This window comes from Nocardia yamanashiensis NBRC 100130, assembly GCF_001613325.1.
Classification (GTDB): Bacteria; Actinomycetota; Actinomycetes; order Mycobacteriales; family Mycobacteriaceae; genus Nocardia; species Nocardia yamanashiensis.
Genome location: NZ_BDCD01000007.1, coordinates 330,868 through 354,516, shown reverse-complemented (window position 1 = coordinate 354,516; position 23,649 = coordinate 330,868). Strand labels below are relative to the sequence as shown.

The window sequence follows — 23,649 nt, the reverse complement described above, 5'->3', positions numbered from 1 at the left end:
CAACCGTGCAGTTGCAACCGCACGGTTGGAGTCTGGCATATCGACGGGGCAATCCGCAACCGTGCGGTTGGAGATGGTTGGATGGGGCCATGGCGTGGGATACCGAGGGCACCAAACGGCGACTGCTGGAAGCGGCGGTGCACGAATTCGCCGAACGCGGGCCCGACGGGGCGCGGGTCGCGGCCATCGCCACCCGGGCGGGGATCAACAAGGAACGCATCTACCAGTACTTCGGGGACAAGAACGGGCTGTTCGAGGCCGTGCTCACCGATCAGCTGGAACAGCTCGCGGCGGCCAGCCCGCTCACCGCCGACAGCGCCGGCGATCTCGCCGAGTACGCCGGGCACGTATTCGACTTCCATCAGACGCATCCGCAATTCCTGCGGCTCATGTACTGGGAAGGGCTCCAGCACGGCGGCGGTGAACTGCCCGCGGAATCCGCGCGGGCCTCGCATTACGCGGACAAGGTGGCGGCGCTGGCCGCCGCCCAGCGGGCCGGGAAACTGGCCGATGACGTCGCGCCCGGGTATCTGCTGTACGCGGTCGCGGCGCTCGCGGCCTGGTGGTTCGCCGCGCCGCAGGTGGTCCGGATGATCCTCGGTGCGGACACCGATGCACCCGAAGCCCTGCGGGCGGCGCTGGTGGCGCTGGTGCGGCGGCTGGAGGTGCGGGCCTAGCGGGTCAGCAGTTCCCGCAGGGCGCGGACCACTTCGGCGGGCGCCTCCTCGGCCATGAAGTGGCCGCAGCCGACCGTCTCGTGCTTCAGGTCCGGGGCCCAGGCGCGCCAGAGCGCTTGCGCGTCGAAGCCGAGCGCGGCGCCCCAATCCTGTTGCAGCACGGTCACCGGCATGTGCAGGGTGTTGCCGGCGGCGCGATCGACCTGATCGTGGACGAGGTCGATGTGCGCCGAGGCCCGGCAATCGGCCACGATCGAGGGCACCGCATCGCGGGACGCCGCCAGGTAGGCCGCGCGCACGTCCGCCGGGATCGCCTCCGGGTCCCGGGTCCACTGATCGAGCAGATAGCCGAAGAACGCGTCCGCGCTCGCGCCGATCATCTGCTCGGGCAGGCCCGGCGGCTGGGCCATCAGGAACAGGTGGAAACCGACCGCGGCCGTGACGCCGCGCATCACCTCCCAGCTGTCGAGCATCGGCAGCACGTCGAGCGAGGCCAGGTGCGTCACCCGCTCGGGGTGATCGAGCGCGGTGCGGATCGCCACCAGTGCGCCCCGGTCGTGTCCCGCCAGCGCGAACCGCTCGTGCCCGAAAGCCTTTGCCAGCGCGACGATATCGTTGCCCATGGTGCGCTTGGCGTACGTCCCCCCATCGGTGTCGACGGGCTTGTCGCTCGCCCCGTAGCCGCGCAGGTCCGGGCAGATGACGGTGTGATCGGCCGCCAGCTCCGCGGCCACGTGCCGCCACATCAGATGCGTCTGCGGCAGCCCGTGCAGCAGCACGATCGGGCTGCCCGCCCCGGCCACCGCCACATTCAGCGCCACGCCGTCCGCGACGGTCACTCGCTGATAATCGAATCCGGAAATACCCGAAACCATGATCTCCCTTTCGAACTGTCAACCGACGCCACGAGCCTGCGCCCACCCACTGAGCAACCGATCAGCATCGACTCAGCGCTAGCATCGATACCCGTGAGCGGACTGGTGACGAGGTGAGCCTGCGCATCGGCGTCCTCGGCCCCCTGTGGGCCGCCACCGGCCACGGCCCGATCGCTCTCAAAGGTCCCCGCCATCACGCGGTCCTGGCGCGGCTGCTCATCGCCCACGGCGGCGTCGTGCCCGTCTCTCGCCTCATCGACGACCTCTGGGACGACCCGCCCCGCAATCCCGTCGGCACCCTGCACACTTTTATCGCCGACCTCCGCCGCGCGCTCGAACCCGACCGGCCGCCGCGGCGGCCCGCCCGCATTCTCGTCACGGCGGCGCCCGGGTATGCGTTGCGGCTGCAGGCCGGGCAGCTCGATGCCGATCGTTTCGAGGAACTGGTGCGTGCCGCGCGCAGCCGCTTCGATGAGCGCGATGCGGGTGCGCCGGGCACCTTGCCTGCCGGGTCCGGTGTAGTCGAGATCGGTACTGCCGCAAGCGGAATCGAACCCGCTCTCGCCGATCTGGATGCCGCGCTGGCGCTCTGGCACGGTCCCGCCTACGCCGAATTCGCGGACGAGCCCTGGGCGCAAGCCGAAATCACCCGGCTGGACGAACTTCACTCCGCCGCAATAGAACTACGCGCCCGAGCCCTCCTCGCCGCCGATCGCCCCGCTGAAGCCGCGGCCGCCCTCGAAACCCACCTCCGAGACCACCCTCTCCGCGAGAACCCCTGGCACACCTACGCTTTGGCGCTCTACCGCATCGGCCGCCAAGCCGACGCCCTTGCCGCCCTGCGCACCGTTCGCGAGCACCTCCGCGACGAACTTGGCATCGACCCCGGCCCGGCCCTCCGAGATCTCGAGACCGCGGTCCTCGCCCACGCCCCGTCCCTGCTGGCCACCCGAACCTCCCACGGCTGGCCCGCACCGGGCTCATCGTCATCGAGTCCTGGTCGGCCAGTGGTCGAGCCGCGCGACTCGGTCCGGGGAGCACCGGCCACCGACCTCGGTGAGGAGCATGCCGCGCAAGGTCAGCGCGCGGTGCCTGCGGGATCCGCACGCGATGCCGGGTTCGTCGGGCGGGTGGGGGAGTTGGAGCGGTTGCGGCGGGTGGCGGCGGAGTGTGCCGAGCGCGGGGTGGTGGGGACGGTCTTGGTTTCCGGGGTGGAGGGGGCCGGGAAAACCGCGGTGGCCGAGGTGCTGGCGGGTGAGCTGGCCGGGCGGGGATGGGTGGTGGCTTGGGGTGGGAGTCCGGAGGATGGTGGGGCGCCGCCCAATTGGCCGTGGCGGCGGATGGTCGCCGGGTTGGCGGCGGCGGGGCGCGGGGTGCCGGAGGCGGTGGCGGACGGTGATGCCGAGGATGCGGCGGTCGCCCGGTTTCTGGCGCAGCGGGCGGCGCTCGAATACCTGCGGGGTGCGGCGGCGGAGGGGCCGCTGCTGCTCGTGTTCGATGACATTCACTGGGCGGGAGCGGAGACGCTCGAACTGCTGACCGCGCTGGCGACCGCCGGGGCGGTGGGGCCGGTGCTGCTGCTCGCCGCGTATCGGATGACCGAGATGCGGCCCGAATTGACGGCGGCGCTGGCGCGTATCGCCCGGGTGAATCCGGTTCGGGTGCAGCTCGGTGGGCTCGGGGAGCCGGATATCGCGGAATTGGTGCGCGGGATCGCGGGCGACGGCGCCGATTCGCGAGTGGTCCGGCAGATCCGGCAGCGCAGTGCGGGAAATCCGTTCTATGCGAGCGAATTGGCCCGGCTGCTACTCGACGAAGGCGCATCCGCGTTGGCGGAGATACCGGCCGGAGTGCGGGATGTGGTGCGGCACCGGCTGACTCGGCTGGAGGAGCGCGAGCGAACCGTGGTACGCCAGGCCGCCGTGATAGGCGTCGAGATCGACCCCGATCTGCTGGTGGCGCTCGCGGGGGAACTGGAGCCGGTCCTCGATGCCCTCGACGCCGCCACCCGCGCGGGCTTTCTCGACGAATCCGGCCCCACCGGAACCGCATTCGCACACGCCCTGGTGCGCGAAGTCGTCTACCACGACATCCCCACCGCCCGCCGCGCCGCCTGGCACGCCACCATCGGTGACCTGCTAGAAAACTCCGGCCACACCGAACCTGCAACCCTCGCCCACCATTTCGGCCGCGCCGCCACCCGCGCCACCGCTCCCCGCGCCGCCGCCTACGCCCGGCTCGCAGCCCTGGACGCCGAGCGAGAATTCGCCCCACACGAAGCCGCCCGCTTCTGGGCCGAGGCCCTGACCGCCTACGATCGCCTGCTACCCGCCCGCGCCACGGACCCGCACCCGACACCCGGCAGGTCCGGTGCGCCGTCCGAACGGACCGCTATCGAGCGGCTGGAGGCGGTGATAGGTCTGATGCGGGCTCTCGCGGTCATCGGGCGCTTGCCGGAGGCGCGGGCTCACCGGGCCGAAAGCATCACCGCCGCCGAGCGACTGGGTGACCCGCACCTGACCGCACGGGTGATCGCCGCCTTCGATATTCCGACCGTCTGGACCGAATCGGACGACCCCGAACTGGCCGCCGCCATCGCGGCCGCCGCCGAACGCACCCTGACCGCGCTCCCGGACACCGAAACCGAACTCCGCACCCGCCTGCTCGCCACCATCGCCCTCGAACTCCGCGCCACGGACACCGGCAGGGGCCGCAGCGCCGCCGCGGAGGCCGAGTCCCTCGCCCGCTCCTCGGACAATCCAGCCCTGCTCGCCTTCGCCTTGAACGCCCGCTACATCCACACCTGCTACCGCCCCGGACTAGCCCGCGAGCGGGGCGAAATAGGTGCGGAGATCATCGCCCTGTCCCAGGCGCACCAACTCATCACCTTCGAGGTAACCGGCCACCTCATCGCGATCCAGTCCCACAGCGCCACCGCGAATTTCGAAGCCGCCGACCGCCACGCCACCGCCGCCGACACCCTCGCCGACCGCTACGACCTCCCCCTGGTCGCCGTCTTCACCCGCTGGTACCGCGCCCTACGCCAATCCCTTTCGCCGAACCCACAAGACCAAGCGGCCGCCGAAGCCGCCTACCGCTCGGCCGCCGCCGCCCTCCCCGGCGCCATGCCGGGCCTGGAACAGGGCCTGCTTCCCCTCGCCCTCCTCTGCGTCCGCCTCCGCCAGGGCCGCCCCCTCGCCTTCGACCCCGAAACCGATTGGGGCCCACACGAACCCTGGGTGCGCCCCCTGCTCCTCCTCGAAGAGCAACGTGAACCTGAGGCGTCAGCGGCCCTGCACGCACTCCCGGAACCCTCTCCCGACCTGCTCCTGGAACTCCGCCTCGCCCTGATCGCGCATGCCGCGCTCGCCCTCCACGACGGCGACATCATCCGCCGTACTCGCGACCGATTGCAATCCGCCACAGGCGAATTGGCGGGCGCGGGTACGGGCCTGGTGAGCTTGGGCCCGGTCGCGGACCTTCTCGCCCGCCTGTCCGAGTAACCCGGTGGTTCAGACGAGCCCGTCGAGAATCGCCGCCAGCTCACGAGCCTGAAACACCACACCCACATGCCCGGCGGACAGGCTGTGCACATCGAACGGATTATCCGGCGCGAGACGATCGGCATCCTCGATCATCTTCGTAGCCAACGCCGGCGAAATGACGTTATCCCTGGTAAGCCGGATGAAGCTGCGCGGAATCCGCCCCCACGTCGCCGCCTCCACCCGCCCGTCCGCGAAGTTGGTCTGCGCCGAATCCTCGGGCTGCATACCGAAATTGATCACCGTCAGCAACTGCTCCACCGTGGCCTCAGGCATATTCGTGACCCGGAAGTCCTCCAGCGCCTCGACATCGGCCGACCGCAGATTGAATCGAATCACCCCACGCGACACCGGCTCCATGCCCAAGAACAATGAATGCTCGGTATTCGGAACCGGCACACCCTTCAGCGCCTCGGGCGTCCGGCTCAAAGCCATCGCACTCGGAGCCTCCGCCGTGGACGGGCAGAACGCCGACAGATACACCAACCGGTCGATCTCATCGGGAATGGCATTCCCCACCAACCCGATCGTGACGCCGCCCAGACTGTGCCCGACCAGCACCACCGGCCCATGCCGCCGCACCCGCCGCACGACATCGATCACATGGGAAACATTGTCCGCCACGGTGACACCCGCCATCGGCGACGGCCCGGCCGCGAACGCCGCAATATCCTGCGCCTGATACGACAGCGGTATCGACGCCTCCAGCCCGTGCCCGGGCAGATCCACCGGCAAACTCCGATGCCCGAGCAAAGCCAGCTCCCGCACCACCGGCGTCCAATAGAAGCTGTTGCTCGTCAATCCGTGCACGAACACGAATGTCGGCGCAGCCGAAGAGTTCTCATTCGATGTATGGTCGGGCTCGGACACGAAATCCCCCAGGTGTGAGTCGGCGACTGCCCCCGTTCTTACCCGTCCCGGTCGGTCGTCAATCCTGTCCGCCGCCGGCGTCGACGTCTCGCACCGGGGCCGACGCCGGTTGTTCATCCCACTGGTTGCGGTTCGACGGCCCCTGCCCGGTGGCCGTTCACCTGCCGGTCGGGGCGCGGGGACACTATGGTGACGGCGACCCCCAACCCCTCTAGCGCAGGATGTGCAGACCCCTTGGTAATTGAGACGGCGCCACGGCAGTCGACGGTCAGGACGAAGCCGCTGTCCGCGGCGGGGACGGCTGCGGCCGTGCCGATGCGGGGCAGTGACTACGCGACCCTGATGCGGCGGGTGCGACAGGCCGGACTGCTCGACCGGAGGTTGCGGTATTACGGATGGAAAACCGCTGTCACGGCAGCGCTTTTCGGGACCGGCTGGGCCGGACTGTGGGTGATCGGGGATTCGTGGTGGGCGCTGGCGCCCGCGGTGCTGCTGGCGGGGGTGTTCGCGCAGCTGGCCTTTCTCGGGCACGATGCGGGGCATCGGCAGATCTTCGCTACGCGGCCGGCCAATCACCTGTACGGGTTGCTGGTCGGGAATCTCGCGACCGGCGTGAGCATCGGGTGGTGGACGAGTAATCACAACCGGCATCACGCGCACCCGAACACCGAGGGTGCGGATCCGGATGTGTCGGGCATTCTGGCGCATTCGGGTGGGCGCGCGGTGACCGGAAAAGGCTGGCGGCGCTTCATTTTCCGATACCAGGCCTGGTTGTTCTTCCCGATGCTGCTGCTGGAGGCTGGCAGCCTGCACTACTCCAGTGTGCGCGCGGTGCTGACCTGGCCGATCCCGCATCGGGCGCGTGAGGCCGCGTTCCTGGCCGCGCACGCCATCGGCTATCTGGCGGCGGTCTTCCTGGTGCTGTCGCCGGTCAAGGCGCTGGTGTTCATCGCGGTCCAGCAGGGCCTGTTCGGCTTCTACATGGGCTGCACCTTCGCGCCCAATCACAAGGGCATGACCGTGCTGCCGGAGGGCGACAACACCGACTTCCTGCGCCGCCAGGTGCTCACTTCACGAAATGTGCGCGGCAGCTTCCTGATCGACACCGCCCTGGGCGGCCTCAACTATCAGATCGAACACCACCTCTTCCCCTCGATGCCCCGCCCGGCGCTGCGCGACGCCCAGCCCATCGTCCAGCACTATTGCGCGGAAATCGGTGTCCCGTACGCCGAAACCACGCTGCTGGACTCGTACGTGCAAGCCCTCACGCACCTCGACGCGGTGGGACGCACGACCCGGCTGGCATGATCGCAATGTGAACCTACAATTCGGTATTCAGTTGGCGCCGACGGCATCCGAGCTGCCGCAGCTGCGCGCCATGGCCAAGGTCGCCGACCGGGAGGGCCTGGACCTGCTCGGCATCCAGGATCACCCGTACTCCGGCGGCCTGGCCGATACCTTCGCGGTGATCGCCACCGTGCTCGCGGAAACCGAACGCCTGCGCGTCTTCCCGGATGTCGCCAGCCTCCCGCTGCGCGGCCCCGCCATGCTCGGCAAGCAGGCCGCCACCCTCGACCTGCTCAGTGGCGGCCGCTTCGAACTGGCGCTCGGCGCGGGCGCGTTCTGGCCCGCCATCGGCGCCATGGGCGGGCCGGTGCGCTCGAATCCCGAAGCCCTGCAAGCGCTCGAGGAAGCCACCGCCATCATTCGCGCCATGTGGCTGCCCGGCACCAAGGCCAAGGTCCACGGCACCCATTACACCGTGCACGGCGTGCAGTCCGGCCCCGCGCCCGCGCATCCCGTCGGCATCTGGTTCGGCAGCGTGGGCCCCAAGGCCAATGCCCTCACCGGCCGCATCGCCGACGGCTGGGCCGCTCCGATCCCGCACTACCTGCCGTACGAGAAATGGCAGGCGACGCAGGACATCATCTCCGCCGCCGCGATCGACGCGGGCCGTAAGCCCTCCGACATCACCCGGATGGCGCAGCTGGTCGGCACCATCACCGACGCTCCCGGCAATGTCACCTTGCGCGGCGAGGAACCCATTCACACCGACGCTGCTGGCTGGGCCCGCGTCCTGGCCGACCTGGCCCTGGAAACCGGTTTCGAATCCTTCGTCTACTGGCCCGAATCCCAGGACGAAACCCAGCTGCGCCGCTGGATCGGCGAGGTCGTCCCCGCCACCCGCGCGCTCTGCGCCTGAGCGGCCGCCGCGTCAGGAAGCGACCGAGAAGACCGCGACCAGGAAATCGGAGTCGTCGGTGAACGGCCGCAGATCCCAGGTGGCGAGCTTCAGATCGCTGCCCAGGCCAGCGGTTTCGGCATCGGCCAGGAATTCGGCGAAGTCGTAGCCACGGTCCACGCCGAAGCCGGTGACCAGGCGGCCCGTCGGGGCGAGGTGCCGAGTGAAGCCCTCCAGCACCGCAATTCGGGTGCTGGGGGCCAGGAAGGTCATCACGTTCCCGGCGCAGACGATCACGTCGAAATCGGCGGCGATGCCACGGGCGGGCAGATCCAGTTCGGCCAAGTCGCCGACCAGCCAGGTCGGCCCGGGATAGTCCTGTTCGGCGGCGGCGATGAGCACCGGGTCGACATCCACGCCCACCACCGTGTGGCCCGCCCCGTGCAGATAACCGCCGACCCGCCCCGGACCGCACCCGGCATCCAGGATCCGGCTGCCGCGCGGCACCATGGCGTCGATCAGCCGGGCTTCACCGACGATATCCGTGCCGCCGGCCGCCAAGCTGCGGAAACGTTCCACGTACCAGGTGGAGTGCGCGGGGTCGGCGGCGGTGAGTTCCTCCCACTGGCTGGGGGTGCGTCCGGTCATCGTCGGTTCCTCCTTGCAATGGACGGGGCCCGGTTCACTCTGCCAGTGCCGGGAAATTCGGTCGTGGCCGGTGGGGTGCGATTGCTACGGTCGGGGGTATGGAGGTCCCTTCCCGTAATGCCGCCGCGGCCGCACGAGCTCTGTGCTCGCCGGTCGCTGCCGCTTGACCTCTGCTTCCTTGCCGGCGACCGGAAACGGTGCGCCGGTGTGGGTTCTCTCGCGGGACTCGGCATTCGCGATCGTCTCCGGTCGATTCACTCGATGGAGTCGACATCATGATCACTACCGATCAGACCGTGAAAACATTCGTGGAGTTCTTCCGGGAACGCGGGCACCGGCTGGTGCCGGGGGAGACGCTGATACCGCCGCCGGGGGATCCGGTGCTGTTCACCACCTCCGGCATACACCCGCTCACGCCGTACCTGATGGGGCAGCCACATCCGCTCGGGCGGCGGCTGACCAACCTGCAACGCTGCTTGCGCACCACCGACCTGGACGAGGTGGGCGATGACACGCATCTGACCGTGTTCGAGATGCTCGGGTCCTGGTCGCTCGGGGACTACGGCGGATCGCAGAGCTTGCGCTGGGGCTTCGAGCTGCTGCGGGACGGGTTCGGCATCGACGTGCACCGGATGCACGTCACCGTGTTCGGCGGGGACGAACAGCTCGGGCCCGATCTCGAATCGTGGGACACCTGGGGCGAACTGGGCGTGCCGGTCGAGCCGACCGTCGGCGAGAACTGGTGGGACAACGGACCGGTCGGGCTCTGCGGCCCGGATTCGGAGATCTTCGTCTGGACCGGGGAAGGGCCGCCGCAGGGCACGCCGACCACCGACGAGCGGTGGGTGGAAGTGTGGAATCACGTCATGATGCGGTACATCCGGCATCCGGACGGCAGCCTGGAACCGTTGAATCGTCCGGGCATCGACACCGGTCTGGGCCTGGAACGCCTCGTGCGGATCTTGCAGCACGAGCGGTCGGTATTCGGCATCGATGTCTTCCGGCCGTGGGTGACCTCATTGCCGCGGCTGTGGGGACCGCTGGACGAACAGTCGCTGCGGCTCGTGACCGACCACCTGCGCTCCGGCATCGTCGTAATCGGTGATGGGATAACGCCTTCCAACACCGGCCGCGGCTATGTGCTGCGCCGTCTGATCCGCCGGGTGCTGACCACGCTGTGGCGCGAGGACCCCACCCGCACCCTGTCCGACCTCCCGATCGAACTCGTCGAACACACTCTCGAGCACTTCCGGCAACCGCGCGACCCGCAGGAGATCCGCACCGTCCTGCTCGACGAGGAACGCAGATTCGGCCGGCTGCTGGAACGCGGACGTCAGATCCTCACCCGCCCGCGCTTCCGAGGACCGTTGAGCGACAACGACTATCGGTACCTGCACGACACCCACGGCCTGCCCCGTGACCTGGTCGTATACCTCGGCGGGGAGACCAGAAAGGGCTAGGCGGTCGGTGGAGCGAGCGCTCCTGCCAGCGCGTCGAGGGCCGGAGCGCAGCCCGCGTCGATGGTGAGCGCCGCCAGCTCGTCGGCCCGGGTGGGACCGCGATTGATGATCACCACCGGGCGGCCGGTCTTGGCGGCGTGCCGGGCGAACCGCAATCCCGACATGACCGTCAGCGAGGAACCGGCGACCAGCAGCGCGTCGGCGGCATCGACCATGGCGAACGCGGCTTCGACGCGCGGCTTCGGCACGGGTTCGCCGAAATACACGATGTCCGGTTTGAGCAGGCCGCCGCACCGGACGCAATCGACCATGCGGAACGACGAAGTGTCGGCGACCACGGCATCGGCATCGGGCGCGACCTCGAGACCGTCGATGGGATGGGCCTCGGCGAAGCCCGGGTTGGCGGCCTCGAGCCGATCGGCCAAAGCCATCCGCGAGGTCAGATCATTGCAGGACAGACAGCGAATACGCAGGTAGATGCCGTGCAGATCGATGACCGCGCGCTGCCCCGCCTTGGTGTGCAGCAGATCCACGTTCTGGGTGATCAGCCCCGTCAACGCGCCCGCCCGCTCCAGCCGCGCCAGCGCCCGATGCCCGAGGTTCGGCCGCGCCGCGTCCATGTACCGCCAGCCCACATGGTTGCGCGCCCAATACCGTTGCCGGAACACCGGATCTCCCGAGAACTGCTGATACGTCATCGGCGTGCGCGGTTTCGTCCCCGGGCTGCGGTAATCCGGAATACCGCTGTCGGTGGAAATGCCCGCCCCGGTGAGCACCGCGATACGCCGGCCCACGAGCAGCTCCCGCGCGCGGTGAAGATCGGAGGAGAGAACGGCGACCGGCATGACAACAGCGTACGAAACCGGGCCCACTGTGCGGCCCGTCACACCGTGTCACACTCCCCGACCCCACGTCGTCAACCAGACAGGACGCCGGGACACGGCGTCGCGGACTCGGCGACAAGGGAGTTGATCATCATGGCGAAGACGGTTCTGGTCACCGGTGGCACGGGCACACTGGGCAAGCACGTGACCCCGCTGCTGCTGGACGCGGGCGTGACGGTGCGCGTGCTGAGCCGCACCGCGCGTACCGCCGACGGCATCGAATACGTGTCGGGCGATCTGGAGACCGGTGCGGGCATCGCGGCCGCGGTGGCCGGGGTGGACATCGTCCTGCACCTGGCCGGCACCCAGAAGGGCGACGGCGACAAGGCCCGCACCCTGGTCGAGGCCATCCGGGCCACCGGCGCGGCCCCGCACCTGATCTACATCTCGGTGGTCGGCGCGGAGCGGGTTCCCGTCGAAAGCGCCTTGGACAAGGCGATGCTCGGCTACATGTCCTCGAAGCGGGACGCCGAACTCGTCGTCGAGCAGTCCGGCCTGCCGTGGACCATCCTGCGCGCCACCCAGTTCCACGATCTGCTGTTCACCATGGCGCAGGCGCTCGGCAAGCTGCCGGTGGTGCCCGCCTTCGACTTCCGCTTCCAGCCCATCGAAACCGGTGAGGTGGCAGCGCGTCTGGTCGAACTGACCCTCGGCGAGCCCGCCGGACTGGTCCCGGATATCGCGGGCCCGAAGGTGTACACCATGAAGGAACTGCTGCGCGGCTACCTGGACGCACTGGGCAAGCGCAAGCCGATCGTCACCATCAAGACGCCGGGTAAGGCCGCGCGCGCCTACAAGGAGGGCGGCAACCTCAACCTGGATCGCGCTGTCGGCGTGCGCACTTGGGAAGAGTTCCTGGCCGGCAAGCTCGCCGTCACCGTCTGATCGCCGCTCAGCGGGGCCCGTTGGTATTGAGGTAGACGACGGGCCCGGGCGTCAGCCGCCGATGGGCATCGAGATCGAGGAGCGCGGCCATGGCCTTCGCGGTGTACACCGGCTCCAGGGTGAGATGCTCCAGGTCGGCGGAAAGCGTCTGGGCGGTCGCAGCTTCGGGCGTCGGCTGCCCGTAGCCGGGCCCCAGCCAGTCGGTGACGATCTCGAGATTGTCTGCGGCGGTGACGCTTTCGGGAATCACCGCACCGCGCGCCCGCAGCAGATCCGCGGTGCGATCCGCCAGCTTGGTCAACGTCGGCGCGTCCAGCCGCAGCGTGTCGTTGACGACCACGCCGACCACCCGCGTGGACAGCCCGGCCAGCCGCAACCCCAGCGACAGCCCCGCCACCGTCCCGCCGGAACCCACCGCGGTGACGATATGCGATGGCTCGGGCAGCTCGCCCGCCCGGATCTGCGCTGCGAGTTCCAAAGCGCCCTCGACGTATCCGAGCGCGCCGACCGGGGAAGAGCCGCCCGCGGGCAGCAGATACGGCGGGGTGCGGCCGGAGAAACCACGCGCCAGAAGGTAGGGCGCGGCCAGCACGGTCCGCAGCTTGGAGTGGGTGAAACACAGCTTCGCGCCGGAGGCCCGCAGCCGCTCCAGCTGATGGCGGACATGGTCGTCCACCGGCTGATCCACCAGCGCCAGCACGGTTTTCAAGCCCTGTTCGCGGCCGTAGAGCGCACACGCCAAGCCCCAATTGGTGCCCAGCCCGCCCACCGTGACGATGGTCCGCCGACCGCGCCGCCGGGCATCCGGCAGCAGCCACTCCAGTTTGCGGACCTTGTTGCCGCCCCAGCCGCCGTCGCCGAAGGCACTGTCGTCTTTCACCCACAGCTCGGAGCCGGTGGTGTCGAGGGAGGTCAGGCGCCGCACCGGGGTGGGGGAGGCGTTCAGCGCGACATGCGGCAGGGTGTGCGCGAGCGCGGGGTGGAGCTGGTGCAGATAGGGCGTCACCACCCCAACATATCGACTGTCCAGTTCCGTGACGAGCGTCCGGCGGCGATCGGGGGCATGCTGGATCATGAGCACGAATTCCCCGCCGCCCGGCCGTCGGCCGCCGGCGATATCGGGGCTGGTGATCGCCGCGGTGGCGGTGGTGCTGGCCCTGGCGGTCACGCTGTATTTCACGGTGATCCGCGACAGTGGCGACGAGTCGGCGACCGGTGCGGTCGGCACCGGCCAGCGCGACCGCACCGTCACCACCTCGGGCACCGGACCCGCCAGATCGGCGACCGGCACCGCCGGTCCCGGCACCTCGGCGCCGGGCAGCCCGGGTCCCGCCACCTCGGCGACGCATCCGGGGGTCACCACGGCATCCTCGTCCGGCCCGAGAAGCTTCGCCTACCAACCGCTCTGGCCTTTCGCCGATGCGGCGGCGGCAGCCGAATGGCAGCGGTCCTACCGCGACGGCGGGCACCAGCCCTGGCATCTGGACGCGGCGCTGACGGCACAGAGTTTCACCACCGGGTATCTCGGTTTCACCGATATCGGCAAGGTCCTGCAAACCACCGTGCGCGGCGACGAAGCCTGGGTAACAGTCGGTTTCGACAATCCCGACGCCGTCCCCGTCCCGGCGGCCATGCTGCATCTGGCCAGGCTGGGCGCCGGTGACGACGCGCCGTGGGAGGTCGTCGGTACCGAGGATCGCACGCTCACCCTGACCGCCCCGAAGTACGGCGCCCAGATCACCGCGCCCGCGGCGGTTGCCGGTCGCATCACCGGCGTCGACGAGAGCCTGCGTGTCCGGGTGCTGCAACTGAACGCAACCCGGCCGGCCGGCGAGACCGGCGGCATTCCGGCGGGCGGCCAGGACAGCCCGTGGACGGCGACGGTGCCGTTCGCCGCGACCTGTCCGGGCGTGCTGACCATCGTCGTTTCCACCGGCGGCCATCTGCAGGAGGTGGAACGCTTCGCGCTCACCGGCGCGCGCTGCTGACCGCGGCCACATCCCGGAGTATTCGGCGGTACAACGCAATTCGATCCGCATAACCGGCGAGTCGCCGTGCCGGAACGCGTACCGTGGAATCGAAGGAAGGTGACCGCCGTGCACGGACTGGTGGTCGGCAGCGACGAAACCACGGTTACCGCGTGTCAGCACCGCGGAACCGGTCCCGCATACCCCCATCGCCCGAAATCCCTTGTCCCGGCGTGTCGTTCGGCCCTCCCGAAACCCACTCTATCGCAGGGAGAATCATGCCTGGCGTGACCGATCGAGTCGTCATCGTCACCGGAGCGGGCGGCGGCCTGGGCCGCGCCTACGCGCGTCTGCTGGCGCGCGAGGGCGCGCAGGTGGTGGTCAACGATCTCGGCGGCGAACGCGACGGGACCGGGTTCGGCACCGATATGGCCGATACGGTGGTCGACGAGATCCGCGCCGAAGACGGTACGGCCGTGGCGAATTACGACAGCGTGGCCACCGTCGACGGTGCGCGCGCACTGGTGGATGCCGCGGTGCGCGAATTCGGTGCGGTGCACGGCATCGTCAACAATGCCGGGATCCTGCGTGACATCAGCTTCGCCAAGATGAGCCCGGAGCAGTGGGACGACGTGCTGCGCGTGCACCTGTACGGGGCCTATCACGTCACCCAGGCCGCCTGGGGGTACTTCCGCGAGCAGGGTTTCGGCCGCGTCGTGATGGCCACCTCCACCTCCGGCCTGTTCGGCAATTTCGGCCAGGCCAATTACGGCGCTGCCAAACTCGGACTGGTCGGGCTGATGAACACCCTCGCCATCGAGGGCCGCAAATACGACATCACGGTCAATGCCGTGGCCCCCATGGCCGCCACCCGCATGACCGCCGATATCGCCCCCGCCGATCTGCTGCGGAAGCTCCCGCCCGCCCACGTCGCCCCGGTGGTCGGATACCTGGTCAGCGAGGAATGCGAGGACACGGGGCTGGTGCTCATCGTGGGCGGCGGCACGGTGCAGCGGGTGCAGTTGTTCGCGGGCAAACCGGTGTTGTTCCCGGAGGTGCCCACGGTGGAAGAGGTGCGGGAGAATTGGAGTCGCATCACCGATATGGCCGACGCACAGCCCGGGGCGAACCCCGTGGGCTGAGCAATCTCGAGGAGCCTCGCCATGAGCGAGAACAGTTGGGACGCAGTGGTTGTCGGAGCCGGGGCAGGCGGTTTGTGTGCCGCCGCCAGGCTCGCGCACCTGGGCTACCGCACCCTGGTGGCCGAACGTCTGGACCGGGTCGGGGGACGCGCCTCCACCGACATGATCGACGGTTTCACAGTCAACAACGGCGCGATCGTCATCGAGCTCGGCGGGGTGACCGAGCAAACCTTCGCGGAGGTGGGCGCGAAATTCGAAGTGCGACCGGCGGATCCGCCGATCCTGTACCGGATCGGCGGCCGCGATGTGGATGTCACCGGTGGCGGCTGGGGCCTGCTGCTGGCGCAATTGGCCCGGCAGGGCGCGCAAATGCTCGACGAGCTCGACGCCGCGCACGCCGGCGACGAGCCGGGCCGGGAACTCTCGACCGCCGAATGGGTGCGGCGGTACACCAGGAACGACGCGGTGCTGGGGATCTTCCGCAATATGTGCGGTTCGGTCTTCGCCGTCGGCTCCGAGGAACTGCCCGCGCGGGTGTTCCTGAACTACTTCACGCACAAACCGGCGCTGGAGAAGTTCGGGTTCTGCCCGCAGGGCACCATCGGGGTGTGGCGGGCGCTGGCCGAGGCGGTGGAGCGGGACGGCGGCGCGGTGTGGCTGGACAGCGAAGTGCAGCGATTACTGGTCGAGGACGGCCGGATCGTCGGGGCAAGGATCCGGAAGGGCGCCGAGATCAGTGACATCACATGCCGTTTCGCGGTCAGCGATATCGGGCCGTCGGCCACCCTGGACCTGGTCGGCCTCGAGCACTTCCCGGCGGACTACGTCGGCACGGTGCTGCAACGGGACCTGCCCAGCGCCATGATCTCGGTGAACTTCGCCAGCCGCGAACCCCTGGTGACCGCGCCGGGCCTGCTCGGCTTCGCGCGCACCCGAAGGCTCTGCTACGTCGCGAATTTCACCGCCACCTGCCCGGAGATGGCCCCCGACGGCTGGCATCTCTACGTGGGCAGCGGGGTGCCCAAACCCTCGGTGGGTGACTTCGACGCCGACGCCGAAACCGCGCTGGTGCTACAGGATCTGCGCGAACAGCTACCCGGATTCGATGCCGCGCGGATCCTGTCGATCAATGTCACCCGGGACGACTGGCCGCCCCAGCGCGCCGTCCCCGGCTACGACCTGCCGCGCGAGACGCCGATTCCTAACCTGTGGAATGTCGGTGACGCGGTGAAGGAATACACCGACGGCGGCACCAGCGCCTGCGCCGAAACGGCGCGGCTGGTGGCGGAGGAGATCCATCGCCGCGCCGGCGGGCCCGGAATCGCGGTGGCGGGTTCCTGAATCGTGTTGGCTAGGAAAGCTTCTCGGCCATGCCGGGAAGCCGTCCCACCATGGCCACCACGTAGTCCGCCACGATCTCGATCAGCACCGGCCGCTCCACCTTCAGCCCGCCGTCCAGCCACACCAGGATCAATTCCGCGGCGCCGCCCGTGATGAGTTGCGCCAGTGCGGTGATGGCGGTGTCGTCGCCCTCGGGAATGTCCAGCAGCAACCGGGTCTGCTCGATGATGACCTGCGCGACCTTGCGCATGCCCTCGAAGCGGCGGCGCATCAGCTCGGCGCTGCCATAGGCCTGGGCGAAGGCGATATTGGCCCGCCGCGGATCGTCGGTGACCGCGACGATGAGCGCCGCCACCCCCGCGCGGATCTTGGTCGCCGGATCGCCTGGCGTGGCCGCCATGGTGGAGCGCGCCTGTTCCAGCGCCGCGCCCTGTACTTCGTCGAGCAAAGTACCCGCCAAAGTGTCGAGATCCGGGAATGATTCGTAGAAGAACCGCGGCCCCACCCGCGCCTGCTCGCACACCCCGCGCACGGTCAGCGCGGCCAGCCCCTGCGTGCCGACGATCTCCAGGGCCGCGTCCAGCAGCCGCCGGCGGCGTTGCTCCCGGCGTTCGTCGGTGGAGGTGCCGCGATAGGTCCCCTGAAAAGCGCGCGTCACCCACCCAGCTTGACACAGAAGTCCGGAAACAACCGTTTACGGAAACATTTGTTTCCGATACCGTGGAATGGCGTCCCGAAGGGAGACCGACGATGAATCTCCTTGTGCCCTCGGATTTCCGGCTGCCCGCGCCGCTGCGTGACCCGCACGCGCGCTCGCGGTTGAACCATCGGATACAGAAACGCGCGCACCGGCTGCTGGAACGCTATCCGTCGCCGCCGCGCGCACTCGCCGAGCCGCCGCCGGGCAGCGGATTACGGCCCGTCATGGGCGATTTCGGGCCGCCCGGCATCGGCCACATCCTCGGCAATCTCGCCGACCCGATCGGTTTCGCGCGCGAACGCACCGCGCGGTACGGCCCGGTGCAGTGGATGGGCGGTTTCGGCCGCCCCATCGTGGGCCTGCTCAGTCCCGCCGCCGTCGAGGACCTGCTGCTGGATCGCAAGCGGGTGTTCTCCGCGCAACAGGGCTGGGAATTCCTGATCGGCCCGTTCTTCAAGGGCGGAATCCTGTTGCGGGACTTCGACGAACACGCCTACCACCGCCGGATCCTGCAGCAGGCGTTCACCCGCACCCGGCTCATCGGCTATCTCGACCTGACCACGCCGCGCATCGTGCGCGGGATCGACGCGTGGGAGCCGGGTTCCGGGTTCCTGCTCTACGACCGGGTCAAGGAATTGCTGCTGGAACAGGCCACCGTGGTGTTCGCGGGAGCGGAACTGGGGCCGGAGGGTACCCGGCTCTCCGACGCGTTCGAAGCCGCGGTGCACGGCGGCCAGGCCATCGTGCGCACCAATCTGCCCGGGGGAGTGTGGCATCGGGGGCTGCGCGGGCGGCGGGTGCTCGAGGAGTACTTCCGGCGCGAGATCGGCAACAAGCGCGCCGGGGACGGCGACGATCTGTTCAGCGTGCTCTGCCGGGCGGAGACCGACGACGGGGAATCGTTCGGCGACGCGGACATCATCGATCACATGATCTTCGTGATGATGGCCGCGCACGACACCAGCACCATCGCCATCTCGATGCTCGGCTACGAACTCGCCCGCGCGCCGGAATGGCAGGACCGCCTGCGCGCGGAGTCGCGCGCCCTCGGGAAACCCGTGCTCGACTATGCCGACCTGGATCGGCTGCCCGGTCTGGACCTGGCCTTCCGGGAGATCCTGCGCATGCACGCACCGGTGGGACAGCTGGTGCGGCAGGCCATCGCGGACACCGAGATCCAGGGACACTACATTCCGAAGGGCACGCTGCTCATGGCCGGGCCGCACACCCTGATGCGCTCCGCCGAGTATTGGCACGACCCGGACGTTTTCGACCCGGGCCGCTTCGAACCCGCTCGTGCCGAGGACAAATCGCATCGGTTCGCCTGGCCGGCGTTCGGCGGCGGCGCGCACAAGTGCATCGGGCGCTACTTCGGCGGCATGACCGTCAAGGCGGTGCTGCACCGCATGCTGCTGGGCTATCGCTGGAGCGTTCCCGACGGATACCGGGTGCCGCTGGTGGCCGGCACCGGGCCGAAACCCGGTGACGGCCTGCCCATCCGGCTGGAACGGATCTGATCACCGCACATCGCGCGGAATGCCCAGCTCCACATCCAGATAGCGCAGATCGGGATCGCGGCGGCGGCCGTTGCGGAAGGCCCGGAACACCAGATCCTGCGGATGCCCCACCGCGAACACCTCCCGGAACGTGGTGACCGTGCGCCGGGGCGCGCCGCGCAACTGCGGGTTGTAGCCCGCCTGGGCCAGCGGTCCCTCCCAGATCAGCGCCGCGCCGCCGGGCACGCTGTGCGGGGCGAAGCTCCAGCCCAGATCCCGCATGCGCCGGTCGAATTCGCCCGCGCCCAATCCGGCCACATCCCAGCCGCTGGCCTCGTTGAACAGCTGCCGCCCGTGCAGGAATTGGATGAAGCACGGATCCGGTCCGGGATGCGGGGTGCTCAGATTGATCACGCCGTCCCAGGGCAGCGTGGTCAGCGCCCAGCTCAGCCGCGCCTCGAAATCGGCCCAGTCCGTGCAGGATACGGGCGCGCCGCGTTCGCTCGGCCGGTCCGAGGCCAGGCCGTGCCCGCCGGGTTCGGGGGCGTCCAGGTTCCAGGCGCACAGCCGCAGCGAGTCCGCGCCCACGCTCATGCCCTCGCGCAGCACCGTCACCACCGAATCGGCGATCCGCCGCCGGTGTTCCAGGGGCGCGCCGCGCCGCCAGCCGGTGCCCCATTCGCGCGCCAGCCGCGGCTGCTGCCGGACCCGTTGCACGGCCCGCCATTGCGGATCCGGTGCGGTGGAATCGGATTCCAATGGCAGCGGTACCGGATCCCACACCCCGTCCGGTTCCGATTGCAGGATCGCCAGCAGCTGCTCGGCGTCCGCGGCGTCGTCGGGCACCGCGATGATGACGTCGATGTCATTGCCCTGCTGCGCGAAATGCACGTGCCGCCCGCTGTGTTCGTCGCGGACCTGGATGAATCGGGGGTTCCATTCGAGTCCGGGCTCACGGGTCTCGACGTCCTCCTCCAGGAAATTCGGCATCGACTTCAGCAGCAGTTCCCAACCCTCTGCACCCACTAACGCCTCCCTCCGGGTTCTAGCCAACCTACCCGTCGGTTCTGGCCCATGCCCGGCCACGGGTATCGGACGAGGCCGCCGCCATGGTAGAACCTGTTCTAGTTTTTACGACGAAGGACCACGAATGCACTGGTACACCGGCAATACCGTCTACGACACCGTGCTCACGATCGCGCTCGCGTTCACCGCGTTCGTGCTGGTGGGCGGACTGTTCGCGCAAAGCCCGTACGGCCGCTTCGCCACCGCCAAGCTCGGGTTGAACCTCAATCCGAAGCTCGGCTGGTGGCTCATGGAGATTCCGGCCACCGTGGTGTTCGCCGTCGCGTACCTGACCGGGCCCAACCGGTTCGAGCCGACATCGCTGGTGCTGGCGGCCATCTGGATTCTGCACTACGCCAATCGCGGATGGTTCTTCCCCCTCTCCATTCGCCAAGTACCCGGAAAACGAAGCAGTTTCAATGTATCCGTACTCGGCATGGGCATGCTCGTCACCTCGCTGCACGGATATCTGAACGGTGCGCTCTTCAGCCACGACTACTTCGGACAGTATGGAACCGAGTGGCTGACCGATCCGCGATTCCTGGTCGGCCTGGTCGTCTACCTCGGTGGATTCGCCCTGCTCACCAGTTCCGAGGCGATCGTGCGGAACCTGCGCGACAAGAACAACCCGGGCGCAACGGAATACCGGATCCCGTTCGGGCTCGGGTACAAGTTCGTCACCAGCCCCACCTATCTCGGCGAGCTGCTGGCCTGGGCCGGGTTCGCGCTGCTGACCTGGGCCTTGCCGGGCGTGATCATCTTCCTGATCACCTTCGGCAATCTGGTGCCGCGCGCCTTCGCCACCCACAAGTGGTATCAGGAGAAGTTCCCCGACTACCCGGCCGATCGAAAAGCCCTGGTGCCGTTCGTGATCTAACGACCGTGCCGCAGCGCCTTGTCCCGGTACATGGCGCTGTCCACGGCGTGCATGAGCTCGTCGATGGCGGTGGCATCGGTATCGACCAGGGCGGTGCCGATGCTTGCGCCGACCGTCACCGCCAGCCCGGCCACATCGAACGGGTGTCGCAGCGCGCTCAGCAGGCGCTCCACCACATCGTCCAGTTCGGCTGGGCCGGAGCAGTTCTCGACCAGCACGATGAACTCGTCACCGCCGAGGCGGGCCACCACCGCCTTGTCCGGGAGGGTGGCGCGCAGCCGGGCCGCCACATCGCAGAGCACCTGATCGCCCGCGGTGTGGCCGCGCTGGTCGTTGATCTCCTTGAAGCCGTCCAGATCCAGGTAGCAGACGCCGACCTGACCGCTGGCGGCGTGCAGCCGATCGAAGAAGAGCAGGCGGTTGGGCAGGCCGGTCAGCGAATCGTGGTGGGCGTCGTGCCAGAGCTGATCGGCCAGCTGTTTGCGCTCGGTGACATCGACGGTGACGCCGATCAGGAAGCGGGGTGCGCCGGCGCTGTCGCGGACCACGGTCATGGACAGGTCCACCACGGTCTTGGCGCCGTCGGGGCGGGCGTGCTCGGTCTCGATCCGGAAGCGGTCGATGGAACCGGCCAGCAGGCGCTGGAATTGCTCGAAGGCGGCGGTGAGGTTCTCCGGGCCGAGAATGTCGGCGACCGAGCGGCCCGGCATATCCGCGGCCGGGCGGCCCAGCGCGTCCGCCATCGCCTGATTGACGTCCACCACCAGCCCGGTGGTGACATCGATGGTGCCGATGCCGACCGAGGCGCCCTCGAAGATGGCCTGGAATCGGGCCTCGGACAACTGCCTTCGCGCCTCGGCCTCGCGGACCGCGGTGAGCGCGGCGGTCAGGGTGGTCTCGTGCTCGGCCAGCGCCGCGCTGCGCAGGCCCGCGCTGAACTCGGCGGCGAATTCGGCGGCCAGTTCGATGGCCCGCTCGCGCACCGGCCAGTAGTCGGCGCGGTCCTGGTCCGGGCAGGCGGCGGTGACCAGGTCCTTGCACAGCACCAGCACCGAGCGGTGCACGGCGAGCGGATCGCGATAGTTGGCGGCCACCAGGGCGGCGGCGACTTCACGGGCGGCGGACATGTCCGCGGCGCCGCGCACCGCCGCCAGCAGGCGCGGGGCGAAACCGGTGAGCAGCTCCTCGACCTGGTCCCGGGTCAAGGTCGGCGCGACCGCGCCGTCCAGCATGTCGGCCCAGCGCACCGCCAGCTCGTGTGCTCCCACCGGTCTCACCCCCTTGCCGCGAACTCGATTCGCCTGCTCAGTCTTTCCGGCCGACGCCCGCCAAACCGAGCGAGCGGCCCGGTGTCTCGTGCTGGTCCCGGTCGGATTCGGGACGCCATTGCGGCAATTCCACCACGCCGGGTTCGACCAGGGTCCAGGCGTCGAAGAAGGCGGTGATGTCGGGGCGGGAGCGGAAGTGAATACCGATCTTGTTCTGCTGGGCGGCATTGTTGCCCAGTTTGGCCGCGTCCTCCGGGCGGGTGGCGGAGGTGAGATGGGAGATGGCGACGAAGCTGCCGGGCGGGACGGCGTCGTGCAGGGCGGAGACGAGTTCGCCGGGGCGTTCCTCGTCGGCCACCAGGTGCAGGACCGCCACCAGCAGAACACCGACCGGTTGGTCGACGTCGATGAGCCCGGTGGCCTTGGCGCGCTCCAGCAGATCAGCGGGCTTGCGCAGATCGGCCTCGAAGGCGTCGGCGCGGTCGTTACCGCTCAGGATGGTGCGCGCGTGTGTCACCGCCACCGGATCGATATCGGCGTAGAGCACCCGGCACTGCGGATCCAGCTCCTGCGCGATCTCGTGCACATTGCCCGCGGTCGGGATCCCGGAGCCGATGTCCAGGAACTGCCGCACCCCCGAATCCACCAGGAACCGCACCGCCCGGCGCAGGAACGCGCGATTGCTCAGCGCCACCCGCGGCAGATCCGGCACCAGTTTCTTGGCCATTTCCGCGGCCTGGCGATCGACCTCGAAATTGTGCGAGCCCCCCAGCAGCGCGTCGTACATCCGCGCCGGACTCGCCTGAGTCATGTCCACGCCCTCCGGGGCCCACGCCGGTCTTTCCATCCGAAACCCTCCTGCGACAACGAATCGAACCCGGCCGACTGTCTCGGGAGGCGGGCCCGCAATCGATCCGGCCGATCCCGCGTTCCCGATCATCCGGACGGTGCAGTCCAGATGTTAGCCGCCGTTCTCCAGAACGCTTGCAGCGATACCGTTCTCGTTCCAGGGGAGGTCCCGAACATCGGCCAGCAGCAGCCGTCCGCCCAGCAGCAGCGAACCCACCGCGATCGCCCCGAACACCAGCACCCACAGGATGCCCGGGATGCGGGTCAGCCGGGCCAGCTGGTCGGCATCGGAATTCGGTTCGTGCGCCCGGTTGCGCTGCAGCTCCACCACCGGCCGCGCCGCCGCCAGCAGCAGGAACCAGGCCGCCAGATACGCCAGCGCCGCCTGCGCCGTATCGGTCCCGAACCACGACACCGCGAACACGATCCCACCCGTGATCAGCACCGACAGCGCCCCGTACACATTGCGCACCTTGAGCAGGATGATCAGCAGCAGCACGATCGTCAGCCACAGCATCAACGTGATCCGATGCGCCCCCAGCAGCGCCGCATACCCCAGCCCCACCAACGCCGGCGCCGGATACCCCGCCGCCGTGGTCAGAATCATCCCCGGCCCATACGGTTTCCCGCTAGACACCGTCAGCCCGCTGGTATCCGAATGCAGCCGAATGCTGTTCAACCGCCGCCCCGTCAGCAACGCCGTGAACGCATGCCCACCCTCGTGCGCGATGGTCACGATATTCCGCAATAGCCGCCAGGTAGGCCGGAACGCCACCAGCACCAGCGCCACCACCCCCGTCCCCACCACCAACTGCCACGGCGGCGGAGTCTGCGTCCCCGTCACCCGCTCCCAGATCGAACTGCCCCGTTCCACGAACTCTGCGGTGTTCACCGCCGCAGATTAGCGGCCGATGCTGTGAA

21 protein-coding genes are annotated in these 23,649 nt (G+C 69.0%); 11 read left to right on the top strand and 10 right to left on the bottom strand.

Annotated elements, in window-relative coordinates:
• Nucleotides 1-89 precede the first annotated feature (89 nt).
• Nucleotides 90-677, top strand: a complete 588-nt coding sequence (locus NY1_RS08405) for a TetR/AcrR family transcriptional regulator (RefSeq protein ID WP_067710076.1) — start codon at nt 90-92, stop codon at nt 675-677.
• Here NY1_RS08405 and NY1_RS08400 read toward each other — a convergent pair.
• On the bottom strand, nt 674-1,552 hold the full coding sequence (locus tag NY1_RS08400) for an alpha/beta fold hydrolase (protein WP_067710074.1): 879 nt from the start codon (nt 1,550-1,552) through the stop codon (nt 674-676). The two genes, NY1_RS08405 and NY1_RS08400, sit on opposite strands and share 4 nt — an antisense overlap.
• A gap of 113 nt (nt 1,553-1,665) precedes the next feature.
• Here NY1_RS08400 and NY1_RS08395 point away from each other — a divergent pair, with 113 nt between their 5' ends.
• Nucleotides 1,666-5,055: an ATP-binding protein gene (locus NY1_RS08395; protein ID WP_067710072.1), complete on the top strand. Its 3,390-nt coding sequence runs from the start codon at nt 1,666-1,668 to the stop codon at nt 5,053-5,055.
• A 9-nt stretch (nt 5,056-5,064) separates the two neighbouring features.
• On the opposite strand, the gene NY1_RS08390 is transcribed toward NY1_RS08395, so the two are convergent.
• On the bottom strand, nt 5,065-6,081 hold the full coding sequence (locus NY1_RS08390; RefSeq protein WP_084534757.1) for an alpha/beta fold hydrolase: 1,017 nt from the start codon (nt 6,079-6,081) through the stop codon (nt 5,065-5,067).
• 225 nt (nt 6,082-6,306) lie between these two features.
• Between NY1_RS08390 and NY1_RS08385 the strand changes: the two genes are divergently transcribed.
• Nucleotides 6,307-7,272 carry a fatty acid desaturase family protein gene (locus NY1_RS08385; RefSeq protein WP_218028327.1) on the top strand — a complete coding sequence of 322 codons (966 nt, stop codon included), beginning with the start codon at nt 6,307-6,309 and terminating at the stop codon, nt 7,270-7,272.
• A gap of 7 nt (nt 7,273-7,279) precedes the next feature.
• Nucleotides 7,280-8,167 (top strand): LLM class flavin-dependent oxidoreductase, encoded by an 888-nt coding sequence (locus NY1_RS08380; protein WP_067710068.1) that lies wholly within the window; start codon nt 7,280-7,282, stop codon nt 8,165-8,167.
• Between the two features lie 12 nt (nt 8,168-8,179).
• Here NY1_RS08380 and NY1_RS08375 read toward each other — a convergent pair whose 3' ends face one another.
• Entirely contained in the window at nt 8,180-8,794 is a 615-nt protein-coding gene (locus tag NY1_RS08375; RefSeq protein WP_067710066.1) for a class I SAM-dependent methyltransferase, read from the bottom strand.
• 275 nt (nt 8,795-9,069) lie between these two features.
• Here NY1_RS08375 and NY1_RS08370 point away from each other — a divergent pair, with 275 nt between their 5' ends.
• Complete coding sequence (locus NY1_RS08370) at nt 9,070-10,254, top strand: alanine--tRNA ligase-related protein (RefSeq protein ID WP_067710064.1); 1,185 nt, start codon at nt 9,070-9,072, stop codon at nt 10,252-10,254.
• Here NY1_RS08370 and NY1_RS08365 read toward each other — a convergent pair.
• Nucleotides 10,251-11,099: an NAD-dependent protein deacetylase gene (locus NY1_RS08365; RefSeq protein ID WP_067710062.1), complete on the bottom strand. Its 849-nt coding sequence runs from the start codon at nt 11,097-11,099 to the stop codon at nt 10,251-10,253. The genes NY1_RS08370 and NY1_RS08365 overlap by 4 nt on opposite strands.
• Nucleotides 11,100-11,231: 132 nt before the next feature.
• Here NY1_RS08365 and NY1_RS08360 point away from each other — a divergent pair, with 132 nt between their 5' ends.
• Nucleotides 11,232-12,023 (top strand): SDR family oxidoreductase, encoded by a 792-nt coding sequence (locus NY1_RS08360; RefSeq protein WP_067710186.1) that lies wholly within the window; start codon nt 11,232-11,234, stop codon nt 12,021-12,023.
• A gap of 7 nt (nt 12,024-12,030) precedes the next feature.
• Here the strand turns inward: NY1_RS08360 and NY1_RS08355 are convergent, their stop codons facing one another.
• On the bottom strand, nt 12,031-13,029 hold the full coding sequence (locus NY1_RS08355) for a 1-aminocyclopropane-1-carboxylate deaminase/D-cysteine desulfhydrase (protein ID WP_067710184.1): 999 nt from the start codon (nt 13,027-13,029) through the stop codon (nt 12,031-12,033).
• A 67-nt stretch (nt 13,030-13,096) separates the two neighbouring features.
• Between NY1_RS08355 and NY1_RS08350 the strand changes: the two genes are divergently transcribed.
• The 3 genes from NY1_RS08350 (at nt 13,097) to NY1_RS08340 (ending at nt 16,473) form a co-directional block, all read left to right on the top strand.
• On the top strand, nt 13,097-14,011 hold the full coding sequence (locus NY1_RS08350; protein ID WP_174567163.1) for a hypothetical protein: 915 nt from the start codon (nt 13,097-13,099) through the stop codon (nt 14,009-14,011).
• Nucleotides 14,012-14,268: 257 nt separating this feature from the next.
• A complete protein-coding gene (locus NY1_RS08345) occupies nt 14,269-15,132 on the top strand; it encodes an SDR family oxidoreductase (protein ID WP_067710060.1) in 864 nt (287 codons plus the stop codon).
• 21 nt (nt 15,133-15,153) lie between these two features.
• A complete protein-coding gene (locus tag NY1_RS08340) occupies nt 15,154-16,473 on the top strand; it encodes a phytoene desaturase family protein (protein ID WP_067710058.1) in 1,320 nt (439 codons plus the stop codon).
• Between the two features lie 10 nt (nt 16,474-16,483).
• Here NY1_RS08340 and NY1_RS08335 read toward each other — a convergent pair whose 3' ends face one another.
• Nucleotides 16,484-17,131, bottom strand: a complete 648-nt coding sequence (locus NY1_RS08335; RefSeq protein WP_067710056.1) for a TetR/AcrR family transcriptional regulator — start codon at nt 17,129-17,131, stop codon at nt 16,484-16,486.
• Nucleotides 17,132-17,223: 92 nt separating this feature from the next.
• Between NY1_RS08335 and NY1_RS08330 the strand changes: the two genes are divergently transcribed.
• Nucleotides 17,224-18,690 (top strand): cytochrome P450, encoded by a 1,467-nt coding sequence (locus tag NY1_RS08330; protein WP_084534756.1) that lies wholly within the window; start codon nt 17,224-17,226, stop codon nt 18,688-18,690.
• Here NY1_RS08330 and NY1_RS08325 read toward each other — a convergent pair whose 3' ends face one another.
• Nucleotides 18,691-19,695: a TY-Chap domain-containing protein gene (locus NY1_RS08325; RefSeq protein ID WP_067710054.1), complete on the bottom strand. Its 1,005-nt coding sequence runs from the start codon at nt 19,693-19,695 to the stop codon at nt 18,691-18,693.
• A 124-nt stretch (nt 19,696-19,819) separates the two neighbouring features.
• Here NY1_RS08325 and NY1_RS08320 point away from each other — a divergent pair, with 124 nt between their 5' ends.
• Complete coding sequence (locus NY1_RS08320; protein ID WP_067710052.1) at nt 19,820-20,611, top strand: phosphatidylethanolamine N-methyltransferase family domain-containing protein; 792 nt, start codon at nt 19,820-19,822, stop codon at nt 20,609-20,611.
• On the opposite strand, the gene NY1_RS08315 is transcribed toward NY1_RS08320, so the two are convergent.
• The 3 genes from NY1_RS08315 to NY1_RS08305 form a co-directional block, all read right to left on the bottom strand.
• Nucleotides 20,608-21,879, bottom strand: coding sequence for a sensor domain-containing diguanylate cyclase (locus NY1_RS08315; protein ID WP_067710050.1), 1,272 nt, complete (start codon nt 21,877-21,879; stop codon nt 20,608-20,610). The genes NY1_RS08320 and NY1_RS08315 overlap by 4 nt on opposite strands.
• Before the next feature lie 37 nt (nt 21,880-21,916).
• Complete coding sequence (locus NY1_RS08310) at nt 21,917-22,726, bottom strand: SAM-dependent methyltransferase (protein WP_067710048.1); 810 nt, start codon at nt 22,724-22,726, stop codon at nt 21,917-21,919.
• A gap of 114 nt (nt 22,727-22,840) precedes the next feature.
• Entirely contained in the window at nt 22,841-23,620 is a 780-nt protein-coding gene (locus NY1_RS08305; protein WP_084534755.1) for a M50 family metallopeptidase, read from the bottom strand.
• Between the last annotated feature and the right edge of the window lie 29 nt (nt 23,621-23,649).